We start from the raw sequence: 20,568 nt of genomic DNA, 5'->3' as shown, positions 1-20,568 counted from the left end.
CCGGGGCCCTTCGCGTTGGTTCAGCGCTTTTTCTTCTTCTGGTCCGCTCGGGCAGCCGCGCGGCGCTCGCGGCGGGTGCCGCCTCGGGCGTCGGCGTCGGCCTGCTCGGTGGTCTGCTGCGCCTCACCGGTCTCGTTCGGGCCGGAGTAGCTCAGCCGCTGGTTGCTGGGGGCCTGCAGGCCACCGCCGCGGAGCGCGGCCGGGGTCTGCTCCCCGTCGCCGGGGCCGCCGAGCTGGCTCAGGGCCGGTCCGGCCGAGGCGGGCTTGGCCCTGCGCGCACGCGCGCCCTGGGGCTGAGCGCCGCCCTGCGGGACCTGCGGCGTCTGCGGGACCTCCGGGACGCCGCCGTTGGACTGGCTCACCGAGACCGGCATTGCGGGCTGCTCCGGTGCGGTCTCGGGCTCGGCGGCCTCGACCTGCACGTTGAACAGGAAGCCGACGGACTCCTCCTTCAGCGCTTCCAGCATCGCGCCGAACATGTCGAAGCCCTCGCGGCGGTACTCGATGAGCGGGTCCCGCTGGGCCATGGCGCGCAGGCCGATGCCCTCCTTGAGGTAGTCCATCTCGTAGAGGTGCTCGCGCCACTTGCGGTCCAGGACGCTGAGCAGGACGCGCCGCTCGAGCTCCCGCATCCCGCCGGCCCCGACCTTGCCGTCGACCTCGGCCTCGCGCTTGGCGTAGGTCTCCTTGGCGTCGGTGGTGATCAGCTCCAGCAGGTGTTCCTTGCTGAGGTCGTCGTCGTCCTCGACCAGCGTCTCCCAGCTGATGCTGATCGGGTACAGCGAGCTCAGCGCCTTCCAGAGCTTCTCGAAGTCCCAGTCCTCGGCGTAGCCGGCGGAGGTCTCGGCGTCGACGTAGGCGGTGACGACGTCGTTGAGCATGTGCATGACCTGCTCCTGCAGGTCCTCACCGGCCAGGACGCGGCGGCGCTCGTCGTAGATGACGGTGCGCTGCTGGTTCATCACCTCGTCGTACTTGAGGACGTTCTTGCGGATCTCCATGTTCTGCTGCTCGACCTGCGTCTGGGCGCTGCGGATCGCGTTGGAGACCATCTTGTGCTCGATCGGGACGTCGTCGGGCACCTTGAGGCGCGTCATGACGGTCTCGACCATGGCGGAGTTGAACCTGCGCATGAGCTCGTCGCCCAGCGACAGGTAGAAGCGGGATTCGCCGGGGTCGCCCTGACGACCGGAACGACCGCGCAGCTGGTTGTCGATGCGCCGGGATTCGTGCCGCTCGGTGCCCAGCACGTAGAGACCGCCGGCCTCGCGGACCCGGTCGGCTTCGGAGTCGACCTGGGACTTGATCTTCTCGACGACGGCGGGCCATTCGGCTTCGTACTGCTCGCCGCTGCTGACCGGGTCGAGGCCGCGCTCGCGCAGTTCGGCATCGGCGAGGTGATCGACGTTGCCGCCCAGCACGATGTCGGTACCGCGGCCGGCCATGTTGGTGGCGACCGTGACCGCGCCGAGGCGACCGGCTTCGGCGATGATCGCGGCTTCGCGCTGGTGGTTCTTCGCGTTGAGGACGTTGTGCGGGACGCCGCGCTTGGTCAGCAGCTTCGACAGGTACTCGGAGCGCTCGACGCTGGTGGTGCCGACGAGGACGGGCTGGCCCTTCTCGTGCCGCTCGGCGATGTCCTCGGCGACGGCCTCGAACTTGGCGGGCTCTCCCTTGTAGACCAGGTCGGGCTGGTCGATGCGGGCCATCGGCTCGTTGGTGGGGATGGGCACGACGCCGAGCTTGTAGGTCCCGTGGAACTCGGCGGCCTCGGTCTCGGCGGTACCGGTCATGCCGCCGAGCTTGTCGTAGAGGCGGAAGTAGTTCTGCAGCGTGATCGTGGCCAGGGTCTGGTTCTCGGCCTTGATCTCGACGCCTTCCTTGGCCTCGATCGCCTGGTGCATGCCCTCGTTGTAGCGGCGCCCGGCCAGGATTCGGCCGGTGAACTCGTCGACGATGGACACCTCGCCGTCGCGGACGATGTAGTCCTTGTCGCGCTGGTAGAGCTCCTTGGCCTTGAGCGCGTTGTTGAGGTAGCCGACGAGCGGCGTGTTCGCGGCCTCGTAGAGGTTCTCGATGCCGAGCTGGTCCTCGATGATCGAGACGCCTTCTTCGGTGACGCCGACGGTGCGCTTGCGCTCGTCGACCTCGTAGTGGGCGTCGCGCTTGAGGATCGGGGCCAGCCTGGCGAACTCCTGGTACCAGCGGGAGGACTGGTCGGCGGGGCCGGAGATGATCAGCGGGGTCCGGGCTTCGTCGATGAGGATGGAGTCGACCTCGTCGACCACGGCGAAGTGGTGCCCGCGCTGCACGCAGTCGGCGAGGCTCCACGCCATGTTGTCGCGCAGGTAGTCGAAGCCGAACTCGTTGTTGGTGCCGTAGGTGATGTCCGCGTGGTAGGCCTGGCGGCGCTGCTCGGGGGTCATCTCGGCGAGGATCGCGCCGACCTCGAGGCCCAGGAAGCGGTGCACGCGTCCCATCCACTCGGCGTCGCGCTTGGCGAGGTAGTCGTTGACCGTGACCACGTGCACGCCTTCGCCGGTGATGGCGTTGAGGTAGGCGGGCAGGACGCAGGTCAGGGTCTTGCCCTCACCGGTCTTCATCTCGGCGATGTTGCCCAGGTGCAGGGCGGCGCCACCCATCAGCTGCACGTCGAAGTGCCGCTGGCCGAGGGTGCGCTTGGCCCCTTCGCGGGCGACGGCGAAGGCTTCGGGAAGCAGCTCGTCGAGCGATTCACCCTCGCTGTAGCGGCGCTTGAACTCGTCTGTCTTGCCCCTCAGCTCGGTATCGGACAAACCGACGACGGCGTCTTCGAGCTCGTTGATGTGCGCTGCGATAGCGCGCAGGCGCTTGAGCATCTTGCCCTCGCCGGCGCGGAGCAGTCGGGACAGGACCATCCGGTCGACCTCGCTAGCTGATCGTGACGCGTCCGTCACGGACGCTTTGTGGCCATCGTATTAGAGCTGGCTGCGGGGGTACGCCGTAGTCCGATCCAGCGTTGGCGGACCGCAACAAACGGCTGTCCCCCGCGAACCACCGTACGCGGGGGACAGCCGTCCAGGTCGGGCGTGGCGCAGACTCGCCCGTGCGAGCGAGCTCGGCTGAGCCGGAGCCGCCCGGATGTGTGCTCAGGCGTCGGCGAGTCGGATCACGCCGTAGTCGAATCCCTTCCTTCGGTAGACGACGCTGGCGCGGCCGCTGTCGGCGTCCGCGAAGAGGTAGAAGTCGTGCCCCACCAGTTCCATCTGGTAGAGGGCTTCGTCGACGGTCATCGGCTTGGCCGAGTGCTCCTTCTCCCGCACGACCTGGCCGGGCGCGTACGCGTCCTCCTCGGTCATGCGCTGTCCCGGAACTTCGGCTGACTGCGCAGGTGCTTCCTGGGGCGCTTCGAGCAGCGCGGTTCGGCCCTCGGCCCCACCGGAGCCGGACCCGACCGGGCCGGTCACCACTGGCCGGTCCGCCATCGCTGCGGTCGCCTCTGCCACGGAAGTCGGGTTGTGCTGTCCGTAGTGCACCTTTCTACGGTCGTGCATGCGCCGGAGCCTGCTCTCCAGCTTGGTCGTCGCGGCGTCGAGCGCGGCGTAGAAGTCGCCGGCGCAGGCTTCGGCGCGGATGGGAGCGCCCTTGCCCTTGAGAGTGATCTCGACTCGCTGGCAGTTCTTGGCCTGGCGGGGATTCTTCTCGTGGAACAGTTCCACTTCCGCCCGAATGGCCTTCCGGTTGTACCGCTCAAGCCGGGTCATCTTGGTGTTGACGTGCTCCCGGTAGTGATCGGGAACCTGAACGTTACGACCCTTGACGACGATATCCATTCACGACCTCCGTTCCTTGCAAGTCCGTAGGCGAGGTGTGCACGGTGGGGCGCCTTGTCAGGAGAGATCAGCTCTCTCAAGGCGCCAGGGACATGGGTTTTCGCTCCTTCCCTCCGCCTTGGTTCGGCTGGATTGGTTCGCCACGTTAGCTCGGTTTATCGATTTGTGACACCCCCTCAGACGGGCGAAGTCAAGCATCCACCGAGAGTGATGTTTGCTGCCGAAAGCAGCAGATCACGCTGGGTGCCAGGCGTGGCCGGGGTGAGCCTCCGAACGAGTGGTTCACTCGTTCGGGTAGGTAGCGTCGTAGCTCTGCGCACGGTTGCGGACTGTCCGTTGAACCAGCTCACCCCGGGGGAACGAACACCTGGGCGCGAAGGTTCCTGGGCCGAACGGGTTCTGCGATTTTCACTCGTCGAGATCAGCCGGCCGTCGCGGTCAGGACGAGCACCGCAGCCACCGGGCGCCTCACCCCGTCGAGGGTGGTCACGGCGCTGGCCGCGGTCGCTCCGGTGGTCACCACGTCGTCGAGCAACGCGATCTGCGCCCCCTCCGGTGGGAGTCTTCCGGGGCGCACCACCACCCGGCCCGCGAGGTTGTCGAGCCGCTGCTGCGGGGTCAGTCCGGCCGAGTCCGCCGCCCCCGGACCGGTCAGCAGGCAGTCGGCGACCCGCGCGGGAAATCCCGCTTCGCCGAGCGCGACCGCGGCTGCGCGCGCGATGCGGGTCATGTGCGCGCCTCCGCGCCGCCGCGACGCGACCGCCCGTGACGGGGCGGGCACCAGCCACCACTCGGGTTCCAGCGACTCCTCCGCGGTGATCGACCGCAGCGCCGTGGCCAGCTGGGTGCCCAGCGGGACGGCGAGCCCGCGCTGCCCGGACTCCTTGTAGGCCAGCACCGCGCGCCGGGCCGCGCCCCGGTAGCGCCCGAGGGCGTACACCGGTGGCGCTTCGCCGAGCAGCGGCCGGTGGACCCGGCGGAACCCGCCGAGCCTGCCCGCGCAGACCGAGCACCACGCGGTGCCCGCGACGTCGCAGCCGACGCAGTGCTGCGGCAGCAGCAGGTCGGCAACGCCGGAGATCGCTTCGCGGAGTCGGTGGAGCACCAGCGGATCATGACGCGATCGCCGATCCGACTCACCGACGCGTGTCGGATCAGCCCGGGTAGAAGGGGATGGAAGCCCCGCTGATCGGAGCCTCGGTGATCGACCAGACGTCGTCGGTGTCCTGCGCCTGCCAGATGCCGGTGCGGTCGGCGACCACCACCTGCCCGCCAGGGCCGACGGTGACCGCGGTCAGCGGCTGGCCCAGGTTGGCCGCGGTGTAGGGCTCCCAGCGGAAACCGTCCACGGACAGGTCGAAGACCGGGAAGTTGTTGCTGTCGGTGATCGCGACCAGGGACTCGTCCTGCCGCCACTCCACCGACGTGACGCGCGCGTCCTGCGGCGCGCGCAGCACCACCGGGCGCTGCAGCACGGCGCGGCCGTCCTGCTCGGCGACCCCGGCGATCACCACGTTCCCGTCGATGACGGCCGCGATCCGCGTGCCGTCGCGGGACAACCGCAGGTCGGTGATGGGACGACCGGGCGGCAGCGCGCGGGCGTCGACGGGTTGCGGCGTCCACTGGGCACCGGTGTCGACCACGCGCACCACGTCGCGGCCGTCGACGACCGTCCACGCCTCTTCCTCGCCGCGCCAGGTCGGCTTGCTCATGTAGCTGCCGACCGTGGGCATCTCGGCGAGCTGCTCGCCGAAATCACCGACGCGCAGCGCCACACCGCCGGGCCTTCGGGTGACGGCGGCGAGCTTGTCGCCGTGCGGCGAGCGACCCGCGCGCACCACGTCGTACTCGCCGGATCCGGCCGGTCCGGGGATCGGCCGGGCGTGCCGGTCGAGCACCCGGACGCGCTCGTCGACGACCGCCAGGCCCGGCAGGTCCGGGCGCTGCAGGTTGTCCGCCTCGTACTTCTCCATGTCGATGGGGCGCAGGTCCTTGCCGTCGGGCAGCAGCGTCACGCCCTCTTCCCGGATGCGCACGCGCGCGCTGCTCACGCCTTCGAGCGTGTAGACCACCTGGGCCGCGATCAGCCTGCGGGTTTCGTCCGAGACCTCGCCCAGATCGCTGAGGTTGACCTCCATCGCGCCGTCCGCGGCCTCGGAGGCGTTGGTCTTGGGGTACACGCCCGGCGGGATGGCGGTGCGCATCGCCTCGCGCATCCCTTCCGACGGCCCGGCGGTGAGCAGCTCGGTGACCCGTCGCGGCACCGTGGCGACCGGCTGAGCAGGAACGTAGCGCAGGTCGGGTGCGACACCGGAGAGGTCGTGGTCGAGGAAGTACACGGGCACCGGGCGGAAGTCGCTGCTGAAGGACGTCTTGCTCGCGACCAGCTCCGGCGGAGGGGTCGTGATCCGCCACTGGCCGTTGCCCTGTCGCTCCACGCGCACGTCCACGGTGAACTCGCCGGTCTCCGGCACGAACGAGGAGTCGGCGAGCAGCCTGCCGACCCGGTCGGCCCGCAGCGTCACCATCTGGACCCCGTCGGGCAGCGGCTGCGGCTGGGGTGCCGGGATGGTGTCGACGTTCTCCACGATCAGCATGCCCGCCGGCGGCGTCCAGTTGCGCTCGATCGACGGCGCGAGGTGCTTGCGGGCGGACTCGTGGCCGCTGGTCGGCGAGGCGGCCTTGTCGACGAAGCTGCGCACGAGCGCCAGCGGGTCGATGTCGTCCGGCGGCGGGTTGATCGGGATGGTCGCGTTGCTGCCGTCGACCTCCTTGACCGCCTTGGGCTCGGAGCTCTCCGGGATCGAAGCGCAGGACGACACCGACAGCAGCAGGACCAGCAGTGCCGCCAGCCTGCGTGACCGGTGGGCGCCCATCACTTCTCCTCCCATGACTCTTCGGTGAGCCGAGCCGGGCCCTGATCGCGGACCTCCTGCTCGCCCTCCCCTTCGGCGGGCCGTTCCACGTTGGCGGCCAGCAGCGCTTCGGGCGCCGCGATGCGCCGGGTGCTGGGCAGCGACAGCGGGCTGGTCTCGGGTTCCTTGCCCGGTTTGCGCGGCAGCGTGAGGCGGAAGCAGGAGCCTTCGCCGGGTTCTCCCCAGGCGTCCAGCGTTCCGGCGTGCAGGCGGGCGTCCTCCAGGCTGATCGACAGGCCGAGGCCGGTGCCGCCGCTGCGCCGGTTCCGGGAGGGGTCGGAGCGCCAGAAGCGGGTGAACACCAGCTCGGCCTCGCCGCTGCGCAATCCCACGCCGTAGTCCCGGACGGTGACGGCGACCGCCTGCTCGTTGCCGCCGAAGCGCAGTTCGACCGGGCCGCCTTCGGCGTGGTCGATGGCGTTGGCGACGAGGTTGCGCATGATGCGCTCGACGCGCCGGGCGTCGGCGACGAGGGCGAGGTCGGAGCCGTCGGGGGGCGGGAACACGCGGAGTTCGACGCCGCTGGTGTCGGCGATGGCGCGCACCGATTCGGCGGCGCGGTCGGCGATCTCGTGCAGGTCGAGCCGTTCGGCGGAGAGGTCGGCGACGCCGGCGTCGAGGCGGGAGATCTCCAGCAGGTCCGCCAGCAGCAGCTCGAACCGGTCGAGCTCGTCGACCAGCAGCTCGGTGGAGCGGGACAGGCCGGGCGGGAACTCCTCGCGGGAGGCGTGCAGGACGTCCGCGGCCATCCGGACCGTGGTCAGCGGGGTGCGCAGCTCGTGCGAGACGTCGGAGGTGAAGCGGCGCTGCAGCTGGCCGAACTCCTCCAGCTGCGTGATCTGCTGCTTGAGGCTGTCGGCCATCTCGTTGAAGGATTCGGCCAGCCGGGCCATGTCGTCCTCGCCGATCACCCGCATCCGCTTGTCGAGGTCGCCTTCGGCGAGCTGCTCGGCGGTCTGCGCGGCCTGCCGCACCGGGCGCACGACCTGGCGGGTCACCAGGTTGGTGATCGCTCCCAGCAGCGCCAGCAGGACGGCGGCGCTGACCAGCAGCGTCCGCTGCTGGCCGGCGAGGGTCTGCTGCTCGGCGGTCAGCGGGAACAGCAGGTACATCTGCAGCGGGCGGGTCGCGCTGGACACCGGGGTTCCGACGATCACCATGGTGACCGGGCCGTCGTTCCCCCGCTGCACAGTGTGGATCTTGGTGGCGAGCTGGCCTCGCTCGACGAACCCGCGCAGGTCTTCCGGCACGTCCCCGATGGGGCCGGCGGCGGGCTGCTTGCTGCGCTCGCCGGGCGCTCGGCCGTCCACGAGCACCGCGGTGAACGCGCCCGCCACGGTCTCGGAGGTCGGGTGTCCGGAGGACGAAGTGGTCAGCCGGTTCAGCGCGGCCTGCAGCTGTTCGGAGACGCTGTCGGAGTTGGGGTCGACGGCGGCGAGCTCGCGCTCCAGGGTCGTCAGGCTCACCTCGGCCTGCGTGATCGCGCCCTGCTCCTTGGAGTCCAGCAGCTGCGAGGTGATCTGCCACTGCAGGACCATGCCCAGCACGATCACCACGGCCAGCGAGAGAGCCAGCGTGCTGACGACGACGCGCAGCTGCATCGACCGCCGCCACAGCGCCTCGAACCGGTGCCAGCGGGCGCGCGTCTCCTCGCGGACACGGCTGCTCAGCAACCGCACCCAGCGGCTATGGCGCGTCCACACGCTCACGACGACCTCAAGGCTGTTAGTACTCGTTCTGCGAAGCGGTGCGGGTAGCGGAACCTCAGACGCCGCCTGGCTCCGGGCGCCACTCCTGATGTATGCCAATACACGGCGTCGCGGCGTCCTCACCAGACGACGTCTGAGAACCCGCGGCGGCGCCAGTTGCGAGGGTGGTCTTCACGTCTCGCGCCTTCGCCGCTTGCGCCCGAAGACTCCTGCCCAACTCTCGCAGACGACGCGACGTCACGTGGAGGCAGTCCTCATCACGGGGGGCCTGCTTTGTAGCCGACTCCGCGGACGGTGAGCACGACCTCCGGGCGTTCCGGGTCGCGCTCGACCTTGGAGCGCAGGCGCTGCACGTGCACGTTGACCAGGCGCGTGTCGGCGGCGTGCCGGTAGCCCCACACCTGTTCGAGCAGCACCTCGCGGGTGAAGACCTGGCGCGGCTTGCGGGCGAGCGCGACCAGCAGGTCGAACTCCAGCGGGGTCAGCGCGATGGGCTGGCCGTCGCGGGTGACCTCGTGGCCGGGCACGTCGATGATCACGTCGCCGATGGTGAGCACCTCGGCCGGTTCGGCGTCGGTGCGTCGCAGGCGGGCGCGCAGCCGGGCGACGAGCTCCTTCGGCTTGAAGGGCTTGACCATGTAGTCGTCGGCGCCGGACTCCAGGCCGAGGACGACGTCGACGGTGTCGCTCTTGGCGGTGAGCATGACGATGGGCACCACGGACTCGGTCCGGATCGCCTTGCACACGTCGATGCCGTTCATGCCGGGCAGCATCAGGTCCAGCAGGACCAGGTCGGGTTTGAGCTCGCGCAAGGCGGGCATCGCCTTGGTGCCGTCGCTGACGACGGCGGTCTCGAACCCCTCTCCCCGGAGCACGATGGTCAGCATTTCGGCCAGGGCCGGATCATCGTCCACCACGAGCACGCGTGCCTTCATGCGCCACATCGTTGCACTTGTCACTTGGAGTCCGTGCATCCACCCGCCGGGTGTCGTCGCAGGTCGCGAACTCGGCGCCGGTTCAGCTCAACCGGTACCACCGAATGGAGCATCGATGATGTGGTCTCGGCTTCAACCTTCAGCCCCGCACGTGCTCGTCGACGAGGACCGCGAAGTCGACGTCGGCGACCCCGTCGACGACCACCCACGGCGTCCACCAGTCGGCGTCGGCGAGTTCCGAGTAGACCTCGGCGCAGCGCTGCTGGAGCGGGCTGTCGGATTCGAATCGGTCGCGTCCGCGGTCGGCTTCGGTCCGCTCGCGGTGCTCGGCGCGAACCGCCGCGACGTCGGCGGGCACCCGGAGCAGGATCTGCAGGTCCGGTTCGGGCAGGCCGAACCGGGTGATCTCCAGGTCGCGGACCCAGGACACGAACTCCCCGTCGGCGTGCTCGTGCAGCCGCGCGGCTCCGTAGGCGGCGTTGGAGGCGACGTAGCGGTCGAGCAGCACGACGTCGTGGGCGTCGAGCTCGGCGCGCAGCGCGTCGGCCGCCGCCCTGCGGTCGAGCGCGTAGAGGACGGCCATCCCGTGCACGGAGGAGCCGAGGTCGCCGTGCCGGCCGCGCAGGGCTTCGGCGACGAGTTCGGCGTGCACGTCCTCTGTGTAGCGCGGGAACGCCGCGCTCGACACCGCGCGGCCGCGCGCGGTCAGTTCGGCCGTGATCCCCCGGGCCAGGGTGCGCTTGCCCGCGCCGTCCAGCCCCTCGATGACGATGAGTCGTCCCACGTCGGAAACGGTAGCCGAACGCCGGGAACGGGGTGGCGGCCGCTGTGCTCCCGCGCGGCGCCGCGCTACAAAACGCTCGAATTCATGACATCCCCTGCCGGGACGATCACAATCGTTCCCGTAGAGGTCGCCATGTGTGGGTTCGCGATGGAGAATCACCACGGCGTTTGGATGATCACGAACTGCTCGGGAGGATCCTGTGCAAGTACCCGGGCCCGACACCCGCGTCGTCGAGCTGCGCGTGCACGGAATTCTCGGCACGACCGGCGACGAGCTGACCGATTCGGTCGCGTCCGTGGACGTCGCCGGAGACGGCGTGGGACGCATCATGCGGCCGGCCGACCGGCTGCGCCGTCCGGTCCCGGGCCCGATGCTCACCGCAGGCGACCGCTCGGTTCCCCGCATCGTCGAGGGCTACGTGTGGGGTGCCATGACCTCGGGCGGCCTGGCGAAGGCGACCTGGGCCCTGCTGTTCCCGTTCGCGCTGGCCAACATGGCGCACTGGATGCTGCCGCCGACGCGGACCGAGAACCCGGTGAGCAGGGTGCTGGGCTCCACTTTGCGCGGTCTGATGCGACTGTCCGCGCTGCTGCTGACGATGCTGCTGGTCGCTCAGCTGACCGTGATCACGCTGGATCTCGTCGCCGCGCAATGCCTCTCGCCGGGCGCGCAGTGCATGACTTTCGTGCCCACCGCGCTGCGCGACGTCGACGTGCTGCGCTCGGTCGTGCTGCTGCTGCCGGTGGTGCTGGTGGTGCTGCTCATGCACCGGCTGTCCACTGTGTCCTGGCGGGTGGCCGCGCCGAAGAAGGACAGTCCGCAGCACTCCGCGCTGGCACCGATGCTGCCGGGCGAGAACGTGGTGTCCGATCCGGACACCCCGGCGCTGCGGGCGCTGCACGTGACGGCTGCTCTGTCCACTGTGGCGCTGGTGGCGCTGGGCGGGCCGCTGGCTCCCAGCTTCGACCCGCGCTGGCTGGTCGCCGCCGCGCTGCTGATCATCTCGGTGGTCGGCAGCGCCGGGCTGGACGACCCGGCCGGGATGCGGGAGACCAGCAAGGTCTTCCGGGCCCTGCTGGGGCAGCGGGCGCGGCAGGTGCTGATGTCCGTCGGCGGTGTGCTCGTCGCTTCGGTCGCGCTGCTGCCGGGCGAGCTGTCCGGCGCGCTGCCGGGGTCGGGCACGACGATCGACGCGATCACCGCGCTGCTGGTGCTGAGCTGCGTGGCGGTCGCCGTGCTGCTGGTTCCGGCGTCGCTGCTGGCGCGGGCCGAGTGGAAGTCGTGCCCGAAGCAGCTGCGCCCGTGGGCCGGTGGCTGGATGAGCGCGCCGGTGCTGATGCTGGCGGCCATGCTCGGCAACGGTTTCGGCGCCGGGCTGGCGCTCAGCGTCCGGGAGACCTTGAGCGCGCCGCAATCCCCCGGCGCCGCTCCGCTGGTGCTGCCGGCCGCGTTCGACGACGTGACGATCTTCTGGGGCGTGGCCGTGGTGCTGCTGGCGGCATCGCTGCTGGTGGCGGCACCGTTGCTGCTGATCCGCCGGTTCCGCCGCAGCGAGGACGACGATCCGATCCCGGACGAGGTCGCGCTGCTGCACGCGGGCCGCAAGGAGGACCAGCGGAAGGCCGCGAGCGCCTGGAAGTTCGCCGACCTTCAGCGCCGCTACTCGCACCAGTTCTTCCTGGTGATCGCCGGTGTGCTGACGATCAGCACGGCGGCGAGCCTGATCGCCCGGTTCGCCGGGATGCCGCAGATCGGCTGGTTGAGCGCGATCGGCGTGGTCGCGCTCGCCGGCCTGGCCGTCGGTCTGCTGCGCATGGTGTTCCTGGCCGCGACCAAGCGGGACACCGCGCGCGTGCTGGGCGTGCTGGGCGACCTGGCGTTGTTCTGGCCGCGCGAGGCGCACCCGGTGGTGCCGCCGTGCTACGCGCTGAAGGTCATCCCGGAGCTGGCCGACCGCGCTGCCGAGCACCTGGCGGACCCGAACACGCGCGTGGTGCTGGTCGGGCACAGCCAGGGCAGCCTGCTCGCCGCCGTGGCCGCCGCGCGCTTGCTGGAGACGTTGCCCGAGCAGGATCGCGAGCGCGTCGGTCTGGTGACGGCCGGTTCGCAGCTGCAGTGGGCCTACCCGCGCGCTTTCCCCGGCGTGGTGCCGCACTCGGCGCTGCGGGATCTGGCCGGCGGGCTGGGTCACCGGTGGCGTTCGCTGTGCCGCGGCACGGATCCGCTGGGCGGCGCCGTGACCACCTGGAACCGGCAGGTCTACAACGGGATGCTGATCGGCGTCGGGATGCGCAGCGACGGCACCGAAGGTCCTCTGCCCGCGGCGACTCGCGGGCCGACGGGAGCCTTGGTCCTCGGGGGCGATCACTGGTTGCCGGACCCGCAGCGCGGGCCGTTCTCCTGCCGCCGCTGGGTGCCGGGCGTGCTGGGGCACTCCGACTACAGCGGTGATCCGGAGTGGGACCGCGCGGTGGCGATGGCTGCGGGCCTGGAGCGCCCGGTTCGCGGTGCGGCGCTGCCGCTGTCGACGCCGGAGGCCCCGCAGATCCCGTCTGCACCCGATCCGCACCGGTTCGGTTCGGGGGCCGCGTTCTCGCCGCAGGGCGATGACGGTGGCTCGATCGGCGACTCGGTCGAGGACTTGCCCAGGCGTTCGGCGGAGGACTCCGCGACCCGGCGCATCACGCCGGTCCGCCCGGAGCGCGAGGAGCCGGCTGAAGCCGAGGTCCCCGAGCAGCCGGTGCGGGAGCAGCCGACTCCTGAACCTGCCTCGGAGGCTCCGGAGCTGCCCGCCCAGCAGGAGTCCGAGCCCCGGTCGGAGCCCTCGGTGCTCCCGGAGATCACCGAACCCCGGGGCCGCATCGCCCCGTGGGAGCGGGGCACCTCGCTGCGCTCCACCGACACCTGACTCCGGAATCCCTCCTCCGCTGGTCACGTCATGTTCGGGCGTCGCCAGGTCCTCGTTCTAGTTGTGATGTCCGGGGATGTCCGGTCGGTGGGGTGGGGAAGTTTTCATGAAAACTTCCCCACCCCACCGACCGGACATCCGGGCACGAGCCCTCCTCGGTTTGGACCAAGACGAGAGCGGCGCCACCCCGTCGGGGATGGCGCCGCTCTCGTGATCGGTGCTTCGAGCTACTTGGTGACCGAGCCGCCGTTGGCGACGTCGCCCTCCCGACCGAGGCGCGAGTGCGACCGGCCGTAGAGGAAGTAGATCACCACACCGGCGATCATCCAGACCACGAACCGGACCCAGGTCAGGGCGGTCAGGTTCAGCATCAGCCACAAGCAGGCCACGATCGCCAGGATCGGCACGAACGGGACCAGCGGAGCGCGGAAGCCGCGCGGCAGGTCCGGACGCGTCCGCCGCAGCACGATCACGCCCAGCGAGACCAGGATGAACGCGAACAGCGTGCCGACGTTGACCATTTCCTCCAGCTTGTCAGCCGGGAAGAAGGCCGCGGCCAGGACGACCACGATGCCGACCAGGACGGTCGCGCGCGCCGGGGTTCCCGCCTTGGAGGTCTTGGCGAGGCCCTTCGGCATCAGACCGTCGCGGGACATGGCGAACAGCACGCGGGTCTGGCCCAGCAGCAGCACCATGACCACAGTGGTCAGACCGGCCAGCGCACCGAACGAGATGATCGCCGCCGCCCAGGTCACGCCGTGAATCGCGAACGCGGTGGCCAGCGTGGAGCGGGTGCCGTCCTCGGCGGTGGCCAGGTCGGTGTAGGGCACCATGCCCGTGACCACCAGTGCGACCGCGACGTAGAGGACCGTGACGATCACGAGGCTGCCGAGGATGCCGCGCGGAGCGTTCTTCTGCGGGTTCTTGGTCTCCTCCGCGGTGGTCGCGACGATGTCGAAACCGATGAACGCGAAGAACACCAGCGAGGCACCGGCCAGCAGGCCGAACATGCCGTAGGTGCTGGTCTGCCCGCCGAGGATCAGCGACAGCAGGGACTGCTCGATCGCCGGGCTGTCCTCAGTGGCCTGCTCGGCCGGCGGGATGAACGGCGTGTAGTTGTCGGCGTTGATGTAGGCGAGGCCGACCACGATCACCAGCAGCACGACGGCCACCTTGATGATGGTGATGACCAGCGAGACCCGCGCGGACAGCTTCGTGCCGACCGCCAGCAGCGTCGAGAGCACGACGACCAGGAGCAGCGCGCCCCAGTCGAACTGGAGCGGTCCGAGCGGGAGCACGGTCGGCACGCTCAGCCCGACGAGCTTGAACACTTCCTCCAGGTACACCGACCAGCCCTTGGAGACGGCGGCAGCGGCGACCGCGAACTCCAGGATCAGGTCCCAGCCGATGATCCAGGCGATGAACTCGCCGAAGGTCGCGTAGGAGTAGGTGTAGGCGCTCCCGGCGACCGGCACCGTCGAGGCGAACTCGGCGTAGCACAGCGCGGCGAGACCGCAGGCGATCGCGGAGAGCACGAAGGCCAGCGAGACCGACGGTCCGGAGACGTCACCAGCCGTTCGCGCCGCTAGCGTGAAGATGCCGGCACCGATGACGACCGATACGCCGAAGACGATCAGGTCCCAGGTGCCCAGATTTTTGCGAAGTTTGGTGTCCGGCTCGTCGGTGTCGAGAATGGATTGCTCTACCGACTTGGTTCGCCACAGCCCAGTGCCTGGCACTGTCGCCTCCTCATCAAGTCCCAAGTGTCGCGGGGTGAAACGCACCCTAACCCGCTTGTGTCGCTCCGGGTAACGGTCGACCAGTGTTCGCCACCGTTTTCGTTAACCCGTTGTGATGACAAGACAGGATTTTGTGTCAAGCCGTGGTCGCGCGTCCACGGTCGAGGTCGGGTTCTAGGTAAATCAGACGTGCTGCCGGAACCTTCGCCCGGATCCGTTGCTCAGCACCATCGATCTCAGCGGCGACTTCCGCAACCGAGAGCGACGGGGCGAGCCCGACCTTGGCGGCGATCAGCAGCTCGTCGGGGCCGAGGTACTGGGTGCGGATGTGGATGACGCGCTCCACGCGCTCGGCCTCCACCTGCCCGACGATCTCGTCGAGCACCTCGCGACTGGCTCCCTCGCCGATCAGCAGGCTCTTGGTCTCCACGATCAGCACGATCGCGATGACGCCGAGCAGCACGCCGATGCACACCGTGCCGATGCCGTCGAAGACCGCGTTCCCGGTCAGCACCGTCAGCCCGACGCCGCCGAGCGCGAGTACCAGACCGATCAGCGCGCCGAAGTCCTCCAGCAGGACGACCGGCAGCTCGGGGGTCTTGGCCTGGCGGATGAACTGCCACCAGCTGAGCTTGCCCTTGATCTTGCGCGACTCCTTGATGGCGGTCACGAAGCTGTAGCTCTCCAGCCCGATGGCGATCACCAGGATCAGCACCGCGACCCACGCCGACTCCAGCGGCTCCGGGTGCTGAATCTTGTGGATGCCCTCGTAGAGCGCGAAGACCGAGCCCAGGGTGAACAGCATCAGCGCCACGACGAACGAGTAGAAGAACCGGTCGCGGCCGTAGCCGAACGGGTGTTCCTCGGTGGCGCTGCGCTGCGAGGTCTTCTGGCCGAGCAGGAGCAAGCCCTGGTTGGAGGTGTCGGCGAGCGAGTGCACCGACTCCGCCAGCATCGACGACGAACCGGTGAACAGGAATCCACCGAACTTGGCCACCGCGATCCCCGCGTTCGCCGCCAGCGCGGCCAGGATGGCCTTGGTTCCGCCCCCTGCTGACACGATCTCCTCCAGACTCTCCGGCTGCGATGTCGGGAGGAATCTACCGGGTGTCCACCGCGGTCAGGGCGGAGTCGGCTCAGGCGCTTCGCGATCGTGTCCTAGAAGGAACCGGCGGCCGCCCGGAAGACCTGGGCCTGGCCGTCGGCGTCCAGTTCGGCCGGGCGGGCTTCCACCGCCGGGTCGCTGGCGGCGAGCCAGACCGACTGCCCGCGGTGCAGGACGAGCTCGCGCGGCGCGGACCCGTTGGTGCGGTGACCGCTGCTCAGGCTGACGCTCCCCTTGGTGCACAGCAGTATCTGCGGCCCGGGCGAATCGAGGTGGACCGTGCCGGACTCGGCGGGAGTCCAGTCCAGGCGGGACAGCGCGAACTCGTCGGCTGGGGTGCGGTAGGCGGTCAGGTTGGCGTCCAGCGACTCGCCCTTGAGGACCCGCATGTCCCCGCACGCGAAGTCCAGGACCTTCAGCAGCTCCGGCACGTCGACGTACTTGGGGGTCAGCCCGCAGCGCAGGATGTTGTCGGAGTTGGCGAGGATCTCGATCCCGGTGCCGTGCAGGTAGGCGTGCAGGTTCCCGGCGGGCAGGAAGATCGCCTCGCCCGGCTGCAGCACCAACCGGTTCAGCAGCAGGCTCGCCAGCACACCCGCGTCGTGCGGGTAGGCCTCGCCCAGCTCCAGCACCGTGCGGCACTCCAACGCGAACTCGCCGCGCTCCCTGACGTGCTCGACGCAGGCGTCCAGCAGCTCCGGCAGCACGTCCCGCAGGTAGTGCTCGGGCAGCGTGATCCAGGTGGTGAACAGCGCGCGCAACCCGTCGGCGTCGGGCTGGGCGGCCAGCAGCTCCCGGTGAGCGCGCAGGCTCGGCACGTCCAGCGCGTCGAGCAGCCGGACGGTGCGCTGCGCGTCGCGGAATCCGGCGAGCGCGTGGAACTCGGTGAGCGCGCAGATCAGCTCGGGCTTGGCCGTGGGATCCGGGTAGTTGCGGTTGGGCGCGTTGCGCGCGATCCCCGCGCGCTCCTCCAGGGAGAAGCCCTCGGCCGCCTGCTCGGCGGACGGATGGGCCTGCAGGCTCAGCGGCTCGTCGGCGGCGAGGACCTTCATCAGGAACGGCAGCCTGCCGCCCCAGCGGCGCACGCACTCGTCGCCGAGGTGGTGCGCGGGTTCGGAGTCGAGCAGCGACAGCAGCGACACCTCGTCCCCGTCGGAGCGCAGCACCCTGGACGGGTCACCCGGGTGGGCACCCATCCACAGCTCGGCTTCCGGGTGCGGAGTGGGGACGGGCCGACCGAGCAGATCCGCAATAGCGGTGCGCGAGCCCCAGGCGTAGGGGCGCACCGCGTTTCGCAGTAGCTCCACAGTCGTTCTCGCTTCCTCGTTCTCGCGCTTGCTCGTCCGGCCAGCACACCTCGCCCGACGGGCGTGCGGCATCGGGGGATTCCCGGGTTTTGCGGACCTCAGCTCATGGCCAGGGCCGGCCACCCGGGACCGTTGAGGGTGCCTGCGGCCAGGCCCAGGTACACGGCGGCCAGGTCGAAGCGGGCGGCCAGGACGGCTGCGCGCAGCAGCGAATCCGCTCGCACCGTGTCCCCCGGCGCGACCACGTCGGCACCGGGCAGGTCCCGCAAAGCGGACCGTTCGAACACCTCCCCCTGATCGTCGTGGCGCGTGCTGATCAGGAAGGCCCTCAGCTGCGCCCCCGGGTCGTCCTCGGGGTCGGCGAAGATGTCGGCTTCGGAACCGACGGAAGCGGCGGCGCGGTGCAGCGCGCGCTGCACGACCGCCTGCGGGTACTCGGCGACGTGGGCCGGGACTCCCGCGTGCGTGCCGAGCGCGAACGCGCCGTGTCCGGCGACGGCGGTGGCGACCGGGTCCAGGCCCCACACCAGGGGCGTGCGCTCGGCCATCCGCAGCGCCAGCGACTTGGCGGGGTTGGTCAGCGACTCGTGGCCCGGGTGAGCGCGTTCGGCTTCCTTGTCGAGCTCGTCGGCGAGCTCCTCGACGTCGAAGTTCACCAGGCCCAGCTCGCGGAAGGTGATGATGCCCGCGGCGAAGACGTAGGCGAAGGCGAGCGCCGGCGGCACCGGGACCCGCGGCACCAGGACCTTCGCCCGGCCGGCGCCTGCGGCGGCCACAGGTCCTTCCGAGGGAACGGCGAGCACGACGCTGGCGCCGCGGCGGCAGGCGGTGGCCACGGATTCGGCGAGCGTGACGTCACCGACGTCGTCGGTGTGGGCGAAGACCACGTCCAGCGGGCCCACCCAGGACGGCAGTTCGTCGGAGATCACCACCGGCACCGGGCAGCGAGCGCCGGTCAGGGCGACCAGCAGCCGAGCCGCGCTGACGGCCACGCCGGGCCTGGTCAGCAGCACCACCGCGCGAGGTCGGTCGTCGGCCAGCTCGTCGAGACCGGCTTCGGCCGCGACCTCGGAGGTGGCGCGCACCTGCGCACCGGAGAGGGCGGCGAGCCTCAGCAGGCCGCCGGAGTCGACGTCGGCCAGCCGCGCCGGGTCGTCGAGGAGACTGTCGTCCAACACGGGAGCTTCACCCCTCCCCGGCGCCGCCAGGGGTCCCGCCCCCGACGGCCTCGTCCAGCAGCAGGACGGGGATGCCGTCCTTCACCGGGAAACCACGGCCGCAGGAAGTGCAGGTCAGGTAGTCGGCCTGCGTGTCGTCGGCCAGGCCGGGCCGCAGCTCGCCGTGCTGCTCGCACGGGCAGGCCAGGAGCTCCAGCAACTGCGCTTCCAGGTCAACGGCCACGTTTTCCTCCCAAACTCGCGCGCTTCGGCGAGTGCCACTCATCAGGGTCGACGCCGGTTCATCCGCGGATGACCGCGAGCACCTCGTCGCGCAGCGCGGCCATGGCCTCAGTGTCCCGCGCCTCGACGTTGAGCCGGAGAAGCGGTTCGGTGTTGGACGGTCGCAGGTTGAACCACGATCCGTCCGACAGCTCCACGGTAAGCCCGTCGAGCTCGTCGACAGAAGCGCCATTCCGGTCACCGAACGCGTCGGCGACGGCGCGCATGCGCGCCTGCTGGTCGTCGACGGTGGAGTTGATCTCGCCGCTGGCCTGGTAGCGGGAGTACTCGGCCATCAGCTCCGACAGCGGCTCGTCCTGGCCCCCGAGGGCGGCCAGCACGTGCAGGGCCGCGAGCATCCCGGAGTCGGCGCGCCAGAAGTCGCGGAAGTAGTAGTGCGCGGAGTGCTCGCCGCCGAAGATGGCGCCGGTCTCGGCCATCGTCTGCTTGATGAACGAGTGCCCCACCCGGGTGCGCACCGGCTTGCCGCCCTGCTCGGCGACGATCTCCGGCACGGCCTTGGAGGTAATCAGGTTGTGGATGATCGTCCCGCCGGGCTCCTTGGCCAGCTCGCGGGTCGCGACCAGCGCGGTGATGGCGCTCGGGGTGACGGGTTCGGCGCGCTCGTCGACGACGAAGCAGCGGTCGGCGTCACCGTCGAACGCGAGTCCCGCGTCGGCGCCGACCTCGCGGACCTTGGCCTGCAGGTCGACGATGTTGGCCGGGTCCAGCGGGTTGGCCTCGTGGTTCGGGAAGGAACCGTCGAGCTCGAAGTACATCGGCACGAGCTCCACCGGCAGGCCGTCGAACACGGTGGGCACGGTGTGCCCGCCCATGCCGTTGCCGGCGTCGACGACGATCTTCAGCGGCCGGATGTCGTGCAGCTTCACCAGGTCGAGGAGGTAGGCCGAGTACTCGGCGACCATGTCGCGCTCGCTGGTGGAGCCCTTCGCGCCGAGGAATTCCGGGACGCCGTGGCCGACGAGCTCCCGGATCTCCGACAGGCCGCTGTCCTGGCCGACGGGTGCGGCACCGGCGCGGCAGAGCTTGATGCCGTTGTACTCGGCGGGGTTGTGGCTGGCGGTGAACATCGCTCCCGGCAGCTCCAGCTTGCCGGAGGCGAAGTAGAGCATGTCCGTGCTGGCCAGCCCGATGGTGATGACGTCGACGCCCTGGCCGGTGACGCCCTCGGCGAACGCCTGCGCCAGCTCCGGGGAGGAGTCGCGCATGTCGTGGCCGATCACCACGGCAGGACCACCGACGAGTCTGGTGAACGCCGCTCCGATCTCCCGCACGACGTCGGCGTCGATGCCGTCGCCGACCACCCCGCGGATGTCGTAAGCCTTGACGATCCCCGACAGGTCCCGCACGCTGCACCCTCCCCGGTTCCCAACCAACGTGGTTGGCAGCCTACCGGCGATCGCGGAGCCGTTGGCAGCATCCGGTTTGACCCGAGCTGTTCGTCACGATCTGTTCACTCTTCAACCGGGTCCGGCAACGCCCGCAAATGCGCTCGACGCCCGGCTCCCGGGGTGCTGACCTGCGGTTCCACCGGCCTGTCCGGTCTTCCTGCTTCACGCACGGCCTCGGCCAGCGCCGTCAGATCGTCGTCCGACGGGGTCGGGGGAGCGAACTCGCCTTCATGCCGGACGACCTCCCAGCCGTTGGGAACGGTCAGCCGCAGCGCGTGCGCCTCGCACAGGTCGTAGCTGTGCGGTTCGGCATAGGTGGCGAGCGGCCCGACGACCGCGGTCGAGTCCGCATAGGCATAAGTGAGCGTGGCGACGGCCGGGTTGACACACCCGGTCCGCGAGCACCGCCTCACGCTCCGCACGCCACGCACGATAGCGCCTCCTGTCCACCTCGCGGCGCAGGCACGCGGAATCTCTTTCACGAGCCACGCCGAACACCAGTT

Annotated in this window: 15 protein-coding genes; 1 reads left to right on the top strand and 14 read right to left on the bottom strand. The window is 70.2% G+C overall.

The window, feature by feature from the left end:
- Positions 1-20: 20 nt before the first annotated feature.
- The 7 genes from secA to ACYVF3_RS16920 all read right to left on the bottom strand — a co-directional run bounded on the left by secA (position 21) and on the right by ACYVF3_RS16920 (position 10,155).
- Positions 21-2,897 (bottom strand): preprotein translocase subunit SecA, encoded by a 2,877-nt coding sequence (secA, locus tag ACYVF3_RS16950; protein WP_461155193.1) that lies wholly within the window; start codon positions 2,895-2,897, stop codon positions 21-23.
- 231 nt (positions 2,898-3,128) lie between these two features.
- Entirely contained in the window at positions 3,129-3,812 is a 684-nt protein-coding gene (gene hpf, locus ACYVF3_RS16945; protein WP_461155192.1) for a ribosome hibernation-promoting factor, HPF/YfiA family, read from the bottom strand.
- A gap of 421 nt (positions 3,813-4,233) precedes the next feature.
- Entirely contained in the window at positions 4,234-4,917 is a 684-nt protein-coding gene (locus ACYVF3_RS16940; RefSeq protein WP_461155191.1) for a ComF family protein, read from the bottom strand.
- Positions 4,918-4,966: 49 nt separating this feature from the next.
- Entirely contained in the window at positions 4,967-6,688 is a 1,722-nt protein-coding gene (locus tag ACYVF3_RS16935; RefSeq protein ID WP_461155190.1) for an LpqB family beta-propeller domain-containing protein, read from the bottom strand.
- Positions 6,688-8,436, bottom strand: a complete 1,749-nt coding sequence (gene mtrB / locus ACYVF3_RS16930; protein WP_461155189.1) for an MtrAB system histidine kinase MtrB — start codon at positions 8,434-8,436, stop codon at positions 6,688-6,690. The genes ACYVF3_RS16935 and mtrB overlap by 1 nt, the downstream gene beginning before the upstream one ends.
- Before the next feature lie 257 nt (positions 8,437-8,693).
- Positions 8,694-9,371: an MtrAB system response regulator MtrA gene (mtrA, locus tag ACYVF3_RS16925; protein ID WP_093413767.1), complete on the bottom strand. Its 678-nt coding sequence runs from the start codon at positions 9,369-9,371 to the stop codon at positions 8,694-8,696.
- A gap of 139 nt (positions 9,372-9,510) precedes the next feature.
- The gene (locus ACYVF3_RS16920) at positions 9,511-10,155 is read right to left on the bottom strand and encodes a dTMP kinase (RefSeq protein WP_461155188.1); all 645 of its coding nucleotides are present in this window, start codon (positions 10,153-10,155) and stop codon (positions 9,511-9,513) included.
- Positions 10,156-10,354: 199 nt separating this feature from the next.
- Between ACYVF3_RS16920 and ACYVF3_RS16915 the strand changes: the two genes are divergently transcribed.
- A complete protein-coding gene (locus ACYVF3_RS16915) occupies positions 10,355-13,063 on the top strand; it encodes a hypothetical protein (protein ID WP_461155187.1) in 2,709 nt (902 codons plus the stop codon).
- A 227-nt stretch (positions 13,064-13,290) separates the two neighbouring features.
- Here the strand turns inward: ACYVF3_RS16915 and ACYVF3_RS16910 are convergent, their stop codons facing one another.
- From ACYVF3_RS16910 to ACYVF3_RS16880, 7 genes are all read right to left on the bottom strand, one after another.
- Entirely contained in the window at positions 13,291-14,802 is a 1,512-nt protein-coding gene (locus tag ACYVF3_RS16910; protein ID WP_461155186.1) for an amino acid permease, read from the bottom strand.
- A gap of 136 nt (positions 14,803-14,938) precedes the next feature.
- Positions 14,939-15,862, bottom strand: coding sequence for a cation diffusion facilitator family transporter (locus tag ACYVF3_RS16905; protein ID WP_461155185.1), 924 nt, complete (start codon positions 15,860-15,862; stop codon positions 14,939-14,941).
- Between the two features lie 98 nt (positions 15,863-15,960).
- Entirely contained in the window at positions 15,961-17,214 is a 1,254-nt protein-coding gene (gene manA, locus ACYVF3_RS16900; RefSeq protein WP_461155184.1) for a mannose-6-phosphate isomerase, class I, read from the bottom strand.
- A gap of 98 nt (positions 17,215-17,312) precedes the next feature.
- Positions 17,313-18,392 (bottom strand): SIS domain-containing protein, encoded by a 1,080-nt coding sequence (locus tag ACYVF3_RS16895; protein WP_461155183.1) that lies wholly within the window; start codon positions 18,390-18,392, stop codon positions 17,313-17,315.
- A 7-nt stretch (positions 18,393-18,399) separates the two neighbouring features.
- A complete protein-coding gene (locus ACYVF3_RS16890; RefSeq protein WP_461155182.1) occupies positions 18,400-18,615 on the bottom strand; it encodes a Trm112 family protein in 216 nt (71 codons plus the stop codon).
- Between the two features lie 58 nt (positions 18,616-18,673).
- Positions 18,674-20,023 carry a phosphomannomutase/phosphoglucomutase gene (locus tag ACYVF3_RS16885; protein ID WP_461155181.1) on the bottom strand — a complete coding sequence of 450 codons (1,350 nt, stop codon included), beginning with the start codon at positions 20,021-20,023 and terminating at the stop codon, positions 18,674-18,676.
- A 104-nt stretch (positions 20,024-20,127) separates the two neighbouring features.
- Positions 20,128-20,487, bottom strand: coding sequence for a DUF3499 domain-containing protein (locus ACYVF3_RS16880; RefSeq protein ID WP_461155180.1), 360 nt, complete (start codon positions 20,485-20,487; stop codon positions 20,128-20,130).
- Positions 20,488-20,568 lie beyond the last annotated feature (81 nt).

The sequence above is a fragment of the Saccharopolyspora tripterygii genome (assembly GCF_054778355.1).
The sequence above is the reverse complement of the archived record's forward strand: the minus strand, read 5'-3'. Positions and strand labels throughout refer to the sequence as shown.